This window comes from Clostridium sp. UBA871 (assembly GCF_002295255.1).
Taxonomy (GTDB): Bacteria; Bacillota; Clostridia; order Clostridiales; family Clostridiaceae; genus Clostridium_J; species Clostridium_J sulfidigenes.
This window is the reverse complement of record NZ_DBFV01000011.1, coordinates 480,934-494,749: the sequence shown is the minus strand read 5'-3', so window position 1 is coordinate 494,749 and position 13,816 is coordinate 480,934. Positions and strand designations below refer to the sequence as shown.

Here is a 13,816-nt window from a genome sequence, read left to right as displayed (position 1 = left end):
GATTTTTATTCTTTCATTGTCTTTATAAGTCTGAAAATTTGCGTCATTGTTGATGTCATATTCTTTATAGCTGTTTCTTTATTAACTGCTTCTTCTATAGTCATAGCTGAATTTATTATAGAAAAATAGGCATCTATTCCTTCTTCATTACACTTAACAGCATCTTCTGTAGTGCATCCTGCCACTGCTATTACCTTAACCTTATGTTTTTTAGCAAGCTTAGCAACTCCTATAGGCGCTTTTCCCATGGCAGTTTGATTATCTAGTCTACCCTCACCAGTAATAACTAAATCTGCATCCTTTAAGGCTTCTTCTAACTTAATTTCTTCTAATATTATCTTAATTCCAGATTCTAGTTTTGAATTTAAGAACCCTAAAAATGCAAATCCAAGTCCACCTGCTGCTCCCACACCTTCTGTCTCAGCTATATCTTTTCCTAAGTCTTTTTTAACCACCTGTGCAAAATTTCTAAGTCCTCTATCTAATTCTTTCACCATATCAAGAGTTGCACCTTTTTGTGGTCCATAAACATAGGCTGCTCCATTTTCTCCATACAAAGGATTGGTCACATCACAAGCTATTTTGAAGGTACACTCATCTAACTCCTTCAATTTATTATGTGTTTTTATAGTTTTTATCTTATTTAATACCTGGCCACCAAAACCAACAGGTTCATTATTTTCATCATAAAACTCATATCCTAAGGCCTGTAGCATTCCTACTCCTGCATCATTAGTAGCACTTCCACCTATTCCAACTATAAAGTTTCTACATCCTTCTTTTATGGCAGCTTTTATTATTTCTCCAACTCCATAGGTAGTAGTTTTTAAAGGATTTCTTAGTTCTTGTGGAACAAGTGCATAACCTGCCCCTTGAGCCATTTCTATTATTGCTGTATTGTTATTTTTTAATATCCCATACTTAGCCTCCACCTTTTCTTCCACTGGACCTGTAACAGATATAATTTTACCTTCACCATTCATGCCTTCTACTAAGGCATCTACAGTTCCCTCTCCCCCATCTGCTAAGGGCATTATTTTTATATCTGAATTATTATCTACATTCAATATTGCTGTTTTTATTGCATTAGCTGCTTCAATTGAGGTTAAACTTCCCTTTAAAGAATCTATAGAAATTACAATTTTCATTGCTACCTCCTCCTTTTATCAAATTATATCAAAGGATTTTTGTCACTTCTATGTTACACACAACAAAATAATACGTTTTCACACCTTAATTTTTGTCATATCTAATATTGAATTTTCAAATTTAAAATCCTTCATAAAAATATTTTTACTTATAAACAAAAATATCTCAAAATTGGTTATAATTAATCCTCATTTTTATTTGATTGATACCTATTATTCCATATAGATACAATTTCAATAAAAATTTTAGATTTAATCAATTTTGAGATAATTCATTATTAAAAATTTCTTTGCATTTTGCCTTTTATGATAGTTTTATAGCTAAATAAAGTATTACGGATTCATTAAATTTCCTTGGATTAAATCCTGATTTTTCATATATTCTTTCTAATCTGTACTGAAGGGTATTTTTATGTACATATAGCTCTTCTGCAGTTTGTTTTAGAGACATATCATTTTTATAATAAACCTCCAATAGATTTATATCCTCTTCATCAAGAGATTTTAATACCTTATCCTTATACTGATTTTTTGTTTCAGTATCTACACTCTCTAAAATAAGCTCTAAATTCAAGCTATCAAGATAAGTTAAAATATCATGGTTTTCAGCGGAGTATTTAAGGGCAATTCTAGCTTCTTCATAGGATTTATACGCTTCATATAAACCCTTTAACCTCCCTACTCCCCCAGTTAAAATTCCATGATACTTACTTAATGTTTCCAAATGAGTGTTTCTTAATTTATTATATCTTTCTTGGTTTACTAATGCTATGAATTCATTAGGATAAATATATAGTTTAAATATATTACCAATATCATCTAATACACCTTTTATATGGTTCTCTATAGTCTCTAGCTCTCTAAGATTATGATACTTATTTATCTTTAAAATAACTATTGCAAACTGCTGATCTAACTCTATTCCAAATTCCTGAAGAATATTTTCAATTTCATTTTTATCTTCAACATTATTATATATCAATGACTTTACAACATAATTTATTCTCTGTTTATCTGCTTCGTATTTATAATTTAGCTGCTGTTCTTTTATAAATATTTCTGTGATTTTAGTGACTAAAAATCCAAATTTACTAACTTCACTAGGCTCTCCAGTTATACCTATAGCACCTACTGCAATATTGTTTATTTTTATGGGATAGTTTATACCTTTTCTACTTCCTTTATATTCCTCATTATCTTCAACAGTTACATTACTCAAAGTTTTTATAGCATTATATCCTGCTTGATGAAAGGTGTTAAGTCTAGATTTATCTGTACTACCTATAATTATCCCATTAATATCTATAAAATTTATATCTTTATCTACAACCTCTTTAACTGCATTTACTATTTCTTGAGCTAAGTTAAAATTGATTTTATTAATTATCATAATTTAAATCATCTCCTTGTGAAGCACTATATACAAACTTAAAGGAGGTTACCTTGTAACAAATATTATATACCACTAAATTAATTCATCCTGCTTTAATAAATTAAACAATGTAGGATTCAAATTAAATTCATTCATTAAAGCATTAACCTCTGAAAGTGCCTTTTCCTTTTTTTCCTTAGCTATACTAGCCTTTGATGCCCTAATTAATATGTTTTTAGGAGAATGAGCTATATCTATAAATTCTAAAAGCTGAGTTTTATATCCTACAGATTCTAAAAGATTTCCTCTTACTGCATCAGTCATGAGAGCTGCTACTCTTTCTTGAACTATGCCGTATCTAGTAAGTATAGATAAGGATTCTGTGTTCATTTGCTTATTAAACTCATGCTGACAACAAGGTACAGAAAAAATCATTTTGCTATTCCATTTAATAGCATTATACAATGCATAATCTGTAGCAGTATCACAAGCATGTAAGGTAATTACCATATCAACCTTATCATTATATTTAAATCCATTTATATCTCCAAGTTCAAAGTGTAAGTTTTCATAATTATATCTTTTAGCTATATCATTACACTTTTCGATTACATCCTTTTTAAGGTCTAGACCTATCATCTTAACATTAATTTTCTTAATCTCTACAAAATAGTAATATAGTACAAAGGTTAAATAAGATTTGCCACATCCAAAATCTAAAATTGTAAGCTCTTTATAATCATTCTTTTTAATTTCATCATCAATGATTTCAACAAATCTATTTATTTGTTTGTACTTATCATACTTAGAATTTACCACTTTGCCTTCTTTAGTGAAGATTCCTAAATCTATAAGGGGTTCAATTATCATTCCTTCTTTAATGATATAATTCTTTTCTTTATTATGTTCTTTATTAATAAGACTTTCATTATTGCTTGTTTTCTTTCCTAAATGAACTTTACCCTTTTTAGATATTCTTAAATCAAAGGTAATATTACTTGCCCAAGCAGAAACTTGTTTATAATTATCCATTGTATACTCTAAGACTTTTTCCTTTAATAAATCTAAAGGAATATTTTCATGAAATACCTGCTTATCAGTATACTTTTCTATTTGATAATACTCCTTCGAGTTGTTTTCCTTTAATATAAATATTATTTTGTTATATTCTATATCTTTATTCATCTTATTACTAATAACTAATTTTATAATATGTTCTTTTATAATTTCATCAATTGCTTTTCTTAATTCTTCCATCTTTACACACCTTACTATTTATATTTGTATCTATTGTATCATATATTAAATTATTGTGTTCTAAAAGAAAAAGTACATCCAAAATATTATATTATCTACATAGGGTATAGATAAATCTTTAATTTTCTATGAAATGATAATATATAGCTTTAACTATTGGTTATAAAAATGAATATTAAAAAGGGAGTCTATGACTCCCTTAAACTTTATAAATTAACTTAATATATATACCTTACAATCTATCTAAATCGCTAATTATATCTTTTCAGTTTTCAGTGCCTTCCACAGTGAAACGCAACATAAAAGCATTACTATAATAAACGGAAATGCAGCAACTACAGATGCTGTTTGTAATGATGCTAATCCACCTGATAACAATAAAGCTGTAGCTAGCAGTGCCTGAAGTATACCCCATATTATTTTCTTTTTATTAGATGGATTTAAATCTCCATTTGAAGATAACATACCTAACACAAAAGTTGCTGAGTTAGCTGAAGTAATGAAGAAAGTACCTAATAATATTATAGTAAATACTGAAATTATACTTCCTAGTGGATATTTAGTTATAACTTGGAAGAATGCAGTTTCTGGTGATGCAGCTAAGTTTTTTAATACATCCATTGTGAGCTCGCCAGTAATACCAAGATTTACTCCAAGAGTTCCAAAGACTGAGAACCAAATTATAGATACAATACTTGGTGCTACAATAACTCCAATTATAAACTCTCTAATAGTTCTTCCTTTGGATATTCTAGCAATAAATACTCCTACAAAAGGTGCCCAAGCAATCCACCACGCCCAGTAAAATATTCTCCAACTATTTACCCATTTATTACTTGCAAAAGGTTCAATATGCAGGCTACTCTCTATAAACTCTGCTAGATAACCACCTGTACCATTTAAAAAAGTATTTATTATCTTTATGGTTGGTCCTATAAATAGAGATAAAATTAAAATCCCAAAAGCAATGACCAAGTTTATATTTGATATTGCACTAATTCCTTTTTCAATCCCACTAACTGCAGTCCAAATAACTATTACTGTTATGACAAATATTATAATTAACTGAACTATAGGCGTTTCTGGAACTCCAAACATATAACTTAATCCACTATTAATTTGTAGTGTTCCAAGTCCTAAAGAAGTTGCAACTCCAGCTACTGTGGCAAATACTGCAAGTATATCAATAGTTTTACCAATTGGTCCATTTACTCTTTCTTCTCCTAATAATGGAATAAATATGCTGCTAATTAGTCCAGGTTTATTTTTTCTAAATTGAAAATATGCTAGAGCAAGACCTATAATACTATAATTTGCCCAAGGGTGGAATCCCCAATGCATAAAAGAAGATTTAAAAGCAAAATTTGCAGCTTCAACGGAACCTGGATCCATACCTTCTATTGGTGCTACAAAGTGAGATATAGGCTCTGCAATTCCCCAAAATACTAGTCCTATTCCCATACCTGCTCCAAATAGCATTGCAAACCAAGCAACGGTGCTATATTCTGGTTTTGAATCATCCGGTCCAAGTTTTATTTTCCCAAATTTACTAAATGCTAATACTACTGCGAATACTACAAATATCATCATAGAAAGCAGGTATGCCCAGCCAAATTTTTCAGTTAAAAAATTAAGAGCACTATTGGATATTTTTTCAAAACCACTTTTATCTAAAATTCCCCAAAATACAATAGCAAAAGTTATAATCAATGAAATAATAAAAACTGAATTTGTACCTTGCTTTCTTTTAGTCTTTACATTTAGTGTTGTATTTATATTAGTGTTATTATTCCCCATAACAATATCCTCCTTAAAATTAGAGTAGATAATTATGCCGTAGGTTTTCTTTAGGGGCTGTAAATTTACTTTCACAGCCCCTTAAATATTAAAACTTAACTTTAAAAACAGTTTGTTCTTTTACATCTGTAGCTAAGGCATCTAATGCAACTCCAACTCTGTGGTAACGAAGTTTCCATTGTTCTTCTTTTGAAGTTCCTGGATTTCCTAGCGGATATGGAATAGATATAGTAGGAATAATCTTGTTTGCTCCTGCTGTTTTTGAAACTGGAATTAAGTTTGCCATTTGTACAATTGGCATACCTGATTTTTCAATTTCCTTAACCATGGTTGCACCGCAACGCGTACAAGTTCCTCACGTAGAAACCATTATAACTCCATCTATACCTTCATCTTTAAGATGAACTAAAATCTCCTGTGCCATTCTCTTTGCCTCAGCTTGAGTAGTTCCAGTACCAACTGTTGAATAGAAATACTCATGTAATTTTTTGAATTTTCCTTCTTTCTCATATACTCTTAATGCATCTATTGGAGCTATTACATTTGGGTCTGCATCTGCTGCTGCAGGATCAAAACCAGCATGGATTGTTTTATAAACTCCACCTTTTAGAGCATCTACGCCATCAATATTGTATCTTCCCCATCTTGTTGCAGACGCTGATTGAATTCTATCTGGATTATCTACAGGGACGATGCCTCCTGTATTTAAAAGTGCTATAGTTGCATTTTTAAGATCTTTAATTGGCTCTGCTATAGGTACTATATCTGTTTTAGGAATTGGAAGTTCAGTGATAAACGGTCTTCCATATAATTTATCTATAAGCATTTCTACTGCTCTATCAGCACCAAACTTACCATCTTTTCTCCAAATTTGATGTCTTATCCCTCTAGGATAATATCCTTCTACTTCAGCACCAAGGGTTTTTTCACCTTTTAAAAGCTTATTTCCAAAGGTTGCCATAGCTTTTATATCACTTCTCATTTTAGCTGCACTATGTCCTCCTACAAAAACATACATATCTCTTTTAAACATTTCTACCCCAGGATTTTCTATGTGCATAGAAGTAATTACTGGAACATTAAATTCTTCTTTAACAGCATTACAGATTTCACCACACGCAACACCATATCTTCCTGCTTGAAAAGCTGGGCCTGCAAAGAAAATATCAAATTCTATATTTTTAAGTTCAGATATAATTCTTTTTATAGCTTCTTCTGTATTAGATCCCATAAAGTTATCTCCACAAATTATTGTATGAGTAACTTCTGCATCTAAGTTTTTATTTAGCTCTATAGCCGGTCCTATTGTGCCTTCCTTAATTATAGGCTCAAAATCCGCCTTATCTTCTCCACCTATTTGACCAAAGAATTGGTTTATATATATTACTGCCTTTTTCATTTTATCCCCTCCTAGTTACTAAAACTCTATCATTGTTTTTGGCGACCAACCACAAACCTGATCTCCACAGAACATAGCATTATTCTCCATTATTATTGATCCATCTGATCTTACAGAAGGTCCAAGTATCTCATCATTTTCCCAACCACCAGATACACCGTCTCTACCTAGAGATTCTAATTCTCCTATAACAGTTTCCATTGGTGGAAGAGTTATTAATTCTGACACATTACCACAAGACACTATAGCATCAGCCTTTTCGTCCATAGAAACTAGTGGCTGTGATTGTCCATCTCTTCCAGTACACTCATTAGTAAGTCCTACAACTTTTACTCCCGCATCTTCAAGAGCAACTATACAAGCTGTAAAATCTGCATCAGGGTTACCATACCCTTCCTCTGCAACTATTGCACCATCAGCTCCAATAGACTTTGCAATCTGTGCTACAAATAGTGCGGCACGGTTTTTTTGTTCTAAAGCTACATTCAGATTTGACATTATTATTCCTAAGAAATTTATTGTCTTTCCATGTTCTTTATAAAGTCTTTTTATTGTAGGATTATTTTGAAACTCATAAGTTGACCATTTAGATGAGCAAGGCATGAAACTACCTGATACCAACGCTCCATCTAAAACTTCATTTGGATGCATAAAGGTTGGTAGCATACGATTCATGTCCCATCCATATAAAAATGTGTTATACCCTAACTCTTCCATTTGAGATTGAGGTTGCATAACAAATACCATACTTGGAAGTTCATTTACCCTTTTTTCACGTTTTATTACTGGTTTTAGTTCATATTCTTCAATTTCTTCTGGTTCTAAATCTTTAACAACACTGCCTATAAATTCTGCAAGTTTATGACCTGCTTCTCTTAAAGCTTTATTTTTTTTCTGTTGTTCTCTTTTTTCAAATTCTTCATCTGTATCAGCAACTAGTACTATATTTTTAAGTTGAGAATAGTAGGTATATTTTGCACCTTCTCCACTCATATCAATAAGTCCATCTTGAAATCCACCCCAATGTTTTCCAACTACCAGCAAACTACAATCCTTCAGTGCATGAGTTCTACCATTGCCTGCTTTAACTAAATCTCCTGTATAACCTGGAAATAATGAATCTCCATTCAATTTTACTCTTGGCTCTATAGCTTCTTTTACTGGCATAAGTCGTACATTATCGCCTGGTTTAACAATAAATAAATCTGCTTCAATTATATGCTTGTCCTCTAAAACAAAATCTAATGCTTCCTTTTTATTAATAGTTAGTATTCCTTTAGCAAATTTTGTTTTTTCACCAAAAACTATATCTTCCACATAAAAATTTCCAATTTCTAGTTTCATACTCCCACTCCCTTATTATTTTTTAAATTTTCTTAATATTTATAATATTATTTTATTCCTCTAATTGTATTTTGTAAACGTGTTTACGTTTTTTTGTTATTTAATTAACAAATTCTATGTATTTAAAAATCAAATAGTTAATCTTATATCATTATAAATTCAAATTTTAATGTTATAATAAAGATACATATTAATAATGAGTAAATTAAAGGGGTAATCTTATGACTAAGTCAGCCATAGAAAGAAAGGAAATGATAGTTTCTTTCATAAATTCAGCTAATAAACTTATAGATGAAGAAGGTATAGAAAATGTTACAGCAAGAAAAATTGCTCATGCTACAGGATATAACGTTGCTACTGCATATAAGTACTTTAAAAATTTAAATCATATTTTGTTTTTTGCTTGTATGAAATATTATAATTTATATATTCAAGATCTTCCTAATTATATTAGTGAAGATAATTCATCTTTAGAGAATTATTTAGGTATTTGGAAGTGTTTCTCTATACACGCTTTTAACAATCCTAAAATCTTTAAATCAATATTTCTAGATCAAGGTCATCTTAGTGTTAAAGATACTATGAAGGAATATTATGAAATTTTTCCTAATGAATTAAAAAGTCTCCCAACATCTTTATCTACTATGCTAGATAAAGATTATATTAATGAACGTGATCTTGCTTTACTTGAAGTATGTATTAAAGATGGGTATATAAATCAAGAAGATGTTAAAGAATTAAGTGAAAATATTATTATATTTTTTGAAGGTTTATTGATGAAAGTTACAAACCATGTTGATGGCTATAGTAAAAAAAGGGCATTAGAAATTATTCTAAAATTTATTTATAACACCTTGCATTATTATAACTTAAAGTCTTCCAATGTTTTATCACCTTTTTTAACTCTATAAAATGCCATTCATACAGATGTATTTAAAATGAAGATTAATTTAAGATTCGCATATTATTGTGTAATCACACTTTTAAATAATTTATAATTTTTAAATATAAAAAACCCCTTAAATAGTATAACTATTTAAGGGGTAAATATTTACTAATTAAAAACTAGATAATAGTAATATTTTCTGCTTGTGGTCCTTTTGGTCCTTTAGCTACATCAAAAGAAACTTTTTGACCTTCTTCAAGTGATTTATAACCATCAGAATTTATTTGAGAAAAGTGTGCGAAAACATCTGTTCCATCTTCTCCTGTAATAAATCCAAAACCTTTTTCTCCATTAAACCATTTTACTGTACCATTCATAAATGTATACCTCCGAAATTTTATTTTTCTTAAATTCATTGTAATAATTCACTAACAAAATTTCGATATTAACATACTCTATTTATTAAGTACTAATTGAAACATATTGGTTTATATTATTTACTATTAATTTAAGTTCTTATTAAGCATACTACACTTTATTATATAAAGCAAGTTATTTTATAATAATTTACTTGTTTTATTAAAAATAGTTTTATTTTCCTTAATTTTTCCTTCATTACCTACTATGCAACAATAATTTTCATTCATTCCTACCTTAATCATTGAAGCATAATTTCTTATATCTTCATTACTAGTACTCAAAAGTTCATCTCTCCATCTTTGAATATCTTCTTGGGTTACATTGCAAATATAATCTGCAACTGCTTTTTCACCTTTTCTATCAGGAGTTAATGGTTTATATAACTGTCCAACAGATCCTATTATAAATTTTCCCATATCTTCCTTAGTAAAATCTACTTCTTCTAAAAATTTATAAGCTTCATTATATACATCTATAGTTCTTGTAAGGTTTGGATCACGATAGGAATAAATGGCTAAATTTCCATCCTCATTTATATCACTATAACATCCATAAGCTCCACCTTGAAGACGAACTCTAGGATATAAATATTCATTATCTAATATATTTACAAATGCTCTCATCTTTCCTGAATACTCATACCCAAGATCTGCAAAGTTAAACCCTTTAACTACATATTGCACATTGCTAGCAGTTATTATAGCTTCTATATCCTTTTTGCTCTTATATTCAATATTATATAATTTAGTAGGTTCAGTTTTAATATTACAAGTAACCTTATTAATATTAGTTACTACTGTTTCAACTTCTTTTTCTTCTCCCACCACTGAGATAATTAAATTATTTTTATTAAATATAGTCTCATAAACCTTAATAAGACTGCTTCTAACTTCCTTACCAGATTTCTCAATACTTTTTTCTAAATTACAAATGAATTCATAATAAGTTGCACCACTAATTCTTTCCCAATATTCTCCACCACATGAAGTCTGTGCAAATATTCTGTTCATCCCAACTTTATGTCCTGCATTTATATTTTTCATTTGAAGCTTAGATTTTGTTTCTTGAATAATCTGTTTAAGCCTACTTAAATCATCAAATTTAGTAGTAGTAATTATTTCATTTACTAATTCTAGTAGAGCTTGAATATTCTCTCCAATTACCTTTGATTTAACTATAAATTTAGGATGATATACCTGACTATTATTTTTCTCAGTATATACTTGATTTTCAAAAGTTATTCCACCTGTAGTTTTATATATTTCAGTAATTAATTCAGAATAACCTCTTTTCTCAGTATCAAGCTCCCCTAAAACATCCTTTAAAAGTCCTAAATAAGGAATATAAGTTTCTTCGATTACTTTTCCATCAAATAAAAGATTAATATACACTATTTTATTTGTAGGAATATGATGTTTTAAAATAGTTATTCCTTGTTCTTTCTCAACCTCTTGAGGAATTCTTTCTGCTTTTCTATCTATCTCCTCTATAGGTAACTTTGGAAGAGTATCCTTTTCTTCTTGGGTATCAACTCTAACTTGGGCTTCTTTTAACTTCCTATTTCTCTCCATAAGCTCTTTTATTTCTTTTTCTGATAAAGAACTTCTGTAATTTTCTAACTTTTCTTCTAAATCTTTATTTCTAGCATCTTCTAATCCCTTTTTAGGCGTCAAAACTACTAAAGAACAATGAGAATTTTTAACCATATTCTTTTCAATAAACTTCTCAAAATATCCATTCTCTAAAGCAGTTTTTATCTTATTAAGGATATCTTCATACTTCAAGTGAACAAGAGGATCTCCATCATATATCCAGCTATTTAAAACCCAATCATTATATTCGATTCCCTTATTTGCAGTTCTCCACGGATCAGCTTCACGCAAATCAAATTCAACGGTGTTTATAGCTGCCTTCAATTGGTCCTTATCTAATCCCTTGTCTACAAGGTCTTTAAGAGTATTCATAATAACATTTATAAATTCACTCTTCTTTGTAGCATCTACATTCTTAGCTACTATCGGGAATAATATTTCCTTAGTTGCATCCATATTCATATCATCCCTTGTAATAATGCACTCACCTATGCCAGCTTTAAGTAAGGAAGCTTTTATTGGAGATGCTGAGGATTCAATTAACATGTTATAAAGTATTTTTGTAGCTAAATATGCCTCGCCATTACGGGTTTCCTCAAAGGCGAAATTTAGTGCTAAAAATGCCTTATTTTCTTCATTTTCATCCTCACCTATAGAATAATTAGCAGTTCTTTCTATCATACCTTCAAAATTTTTCACATCCTCTATACGAGAAGGTATCTCTATTCTGTCAAATTCATAAAGATATTCATCATTTATAAACTTAAGACATGCTTCTAAATCCTGATTCCCATATAGGTATATATAACTATTAGATGGATGATAGAATTTACTATGGAACTTTTCAAAATCCTCTTGAGTTAAGTTAGGTATAACCTCAGGATCTCCCCCTGAAACAAAAGCATAAGTAGTATTTGGGAACAATGATCTAAATATATCACTACAAATTACTTCCTCTGGAGATGACATTGCTCCTTGCATTTCACTATAAACTACCCCCTTATACGCTAGTTTATTAGTATTTTCATCTAATTCATATCTCCAACCTTCTTGACGTAATATTTCATGATTTTCATATATTCTAGGATGTAAAACTGCATCTAAATATACATCGATTAAATTCATAAAATCTTTACTATTTCTACTTCCTACAGGATACATAGTTTTGTCTGTAAATGTCATAGCATTTAAAAAAGTGTGTAATGAACTCTTGGCCATATCTCCAAAAGGATCCTTAGCCTTAAATTTTCTTGAACCACAAAGTACAGAATGCTCTAATATATGAGCAACTCCAGTACTATCTGTAGGAGTTGTCCTAAAACTTATAGAAAATAACTTATTATCATCTTCATTTTCTAAATGTAAAAGTCTTGCTCCACTTTTCACATGTTCAAATATTCTAGCCATGGATTGTGCCTCTTCTACCTTCTCCTCTTTTAATAATTTAAATCCATAGTAGATTTCGTTAGTTTTAAATTGCATATAAATTCCCCCCACAATCACTCCTAATAGTGGTTTAAAATCATTTTAAACCATTACTATTCATAACTTTATATTAAATAAAAAAGTCATAGATATACCTTAGTTAAACCAAGATATCTACAACTTCTCATTTTACTAAAAAAATAAAAAGTCATAGAGTCCAAACAACCCCATGACTTAAAATATCAAAATAAATATGTTAAAATCTATTCTTAAGGCCGTTATAGGTATTATAAAATTCACTTTTATTCAAATTTTTTATACTTTTCACTTAAAAACGACCTCCTTTCAATATTCTAACTATTCAATCATAACATTTTTTAACATACTTGTAAATACAATTAATATAAGTTATGCTACATACATAAACAAGCTCTTCAATTTTATATACTATAAAAACTTTATTAAAACTTATACATCTTATAAGTCAGACGTACAATGAGGGCATTTTGATGCTTCAATTGAGATTTCTGAAATACAGTAAGGACATTTTTTAGTTGTTACAGGTTTTGCTTCTTCTTTGCCTTTAAACCTATCAAGTTGCTTTACCACAATAAATACTACAAATGTCATAATTAAAAAGTCTATAAGTCCAGTTAGAAAAGCTCCATAAGCAACTACTGAGGCTCCAGCTTCCTTTGCAGCAGCTAGAGTTACATATTCTTTTCCATCTAAAGCAATAAACAAATTTGAAAAATCAATTCTACCTACAAAAATACTAATAATAGGCATTATTACTGTCTCAACCAAAGATGTTACAAGCTTAGTAAAAGCTGCACCTATAATCATACCAATTGCTAAGTCAATCATATTACCTTTAATCGCAAATTTTTTAAATTCCTTTAACATACTTTTCCTCCTTAAAATAATAAAAAACTCTACTTGCTATACCTAATAACCTAAAAGATCTATCATCATAATTACCATAGGATATAACTTGTCCATTATAACATAAATGAACATGTCCAACAGACCCTATTCCATCTAATGTTACATATATAAATACTTCAATGTCAACATCTTTATTACTACTATTTTTTTCATCTATGACAACACCTTTTAAAAGAAGTTCCAGCATAATATAAATTCTATTATACTGAAACTTCTTTGATATTCTTA

Annotated in this window: 11 protein-coding genes; 1 reads left to right on the top strand and 10 read right to left on the bottom strand. The window is 29.6% G+C overall.

Translation table 11 applies throughout. From position 1 onward, the window contains the following. Positions 1–5: 5 nt before the first annotated feature. The 6 genes from B3086_RS15455 to B3086_RS15430 form a co-directional block, all read right to left on the bottom strand. Positions 6–1,148 (bottom strand): glycerate kinase, encoded by a 1,143-nt coding sequence (locus tag B3086_RS15455; protein WP_346847295.1) that lies wholly within the window; start codon positions 1,146–1,148, stop codon positions 6–8. Between the two features lie 304 nt (positions 1,149–1,452). Then, positions 1,453–2,538, bottom strand: a complete 1,086-nt coding sequence (locus B3086_RS15450; RefSeq protein WP_346847294.1) for a CdaR family transcriptional regulator — start codon at positions 2,536–2,538, stop codon at positions 1,453–1,455. A gap of 75 nt (positions 2,539–2,613) precedes the next feature. Further along, complete coding sequence (locus tag B3086_RS15445; protein WP_346847293.1) at positions 2,614–3,777, bottom strand: SAM-dependent methyltransferase; 1,164 nt, start codon at positions 3,775–3,777, stop codon at positions 2,614–2,616. A 255-nt stretch (positions 3,778–4,032) separates the two neighbouring features. After that, the gene (locus B3086_RS15440) at positions 4,033–5,574 is read right to left on the bottom strand and encodes a glycine betaine uptake BCCT transporter (RefSeq protein WP_084178084.1); all 1,542 of its coding nucleotides are present in this window, start codon (positions 5,572–5,574) and stop codon (positions 4,033–4,035) included. Between the two features lie 88 nt (positions 5,575–5,662). Then, positions 5,663–6,973 carry a betaine reductase selenoprotein B gene (gene grdH, locus B3086_RS15435; RefSeq protein WP_346879469.1) on the bottom strand — a complete coding sequence of 437 codons (1,311 nt, stop codon included), beginning with the start codon at positions 6,971–6,973 and terminating at the stop codon, positions 5,663–5,665. A gap of 18 nt (positions 6,974–6,991) precedes the next feature. Further along, positions 6,992–8,317, bottom strand: a complete 1,326-nt coding sequence (locus B3086_RS15430) for a glycine/sarcosine/betaine reductase component B subunit (protein WP_346879468.1) — start codon at positions 8,315–8,317, stop codon at positions 6,992–6,994. A gap of 221 nt (positions 8,318–8,538) precedes the next feature. On the opposite strand from B3086_RS15430, the gene B3086_RS15425 reads away from it, so the two are divergent. Continuing rightward, a complete protein-coding gene (locus B3086_RS15425; RefSeq protein ID WP_346847290.1) occupies positions 8,539–9,228 on the top strand; it encodes a TetR/AcrR family transcriptional regulator in 690 nt (229 codons plus the stop codon). Positions 9,229–9,382: 154 nt separating this feature from the next. Here the strand turns inward: B3086_RS15425 and B3086_RS15420 are convergent, their stop codons facing one another. The 4 genes from B3086_RS15420 to B3086_RS15405 all read right to left on the bottom strand — a co-directional run bounded on the left by B3086_RS15420 (position 9,383) and on the right by B3086_RS15405 (position 13,775). Then, positions 9,383–9,580 carry a cold-shock protein gene (locus B3086_RS15420; RefSeq protein WP_035131204.1) on the bottom strand — a complete coding sequence of 66 codons (198 nt, stop codon included), beginning with the start codon at positions 9,578–9,580 and terminating at the stop codon, positions 9,383–9,385. 180 nt (positions 9,581–9,760) lie between these two features. Next, positions 9,761–12,697 (bottom strand): insulinase family protein, encoded by a 2,937-nt coding sequence (locus B3086_RS15415; RefSeq protein ID WP_346893876.1) that lies wholly within the window; start codon positions 12,695–12,697, stop codon positions 9,761–9,763. Positions 12,698–13,117: 420 nt separating this feature from the next. After that, complete coding sequence (gene mscL, locus B3086_RS15410) at positions 13,118–13,546, bottom strand: large conductance mechanosensitive channel protein MscL (protein WP_346893874.1); 429 nt, start codon at positions 13,544–13,546, stop codon at positions 13,118–13,120. Next, complete coding sequence (locus B3086_RS15405) at positions 13,530–13,775, bottom strand: hypothetical protein (RefSeq protein ID WP_346893872.1); 246 nt, start codon at positions 13,773–13,775, stop codon at positions 13,530–13,532. Before B3086_RS15405 ends, mscL begins: the two co-directional genes overlap by 17 nt. Positions 13,776–13,816 lie beyond the last annotated feature (41 nt).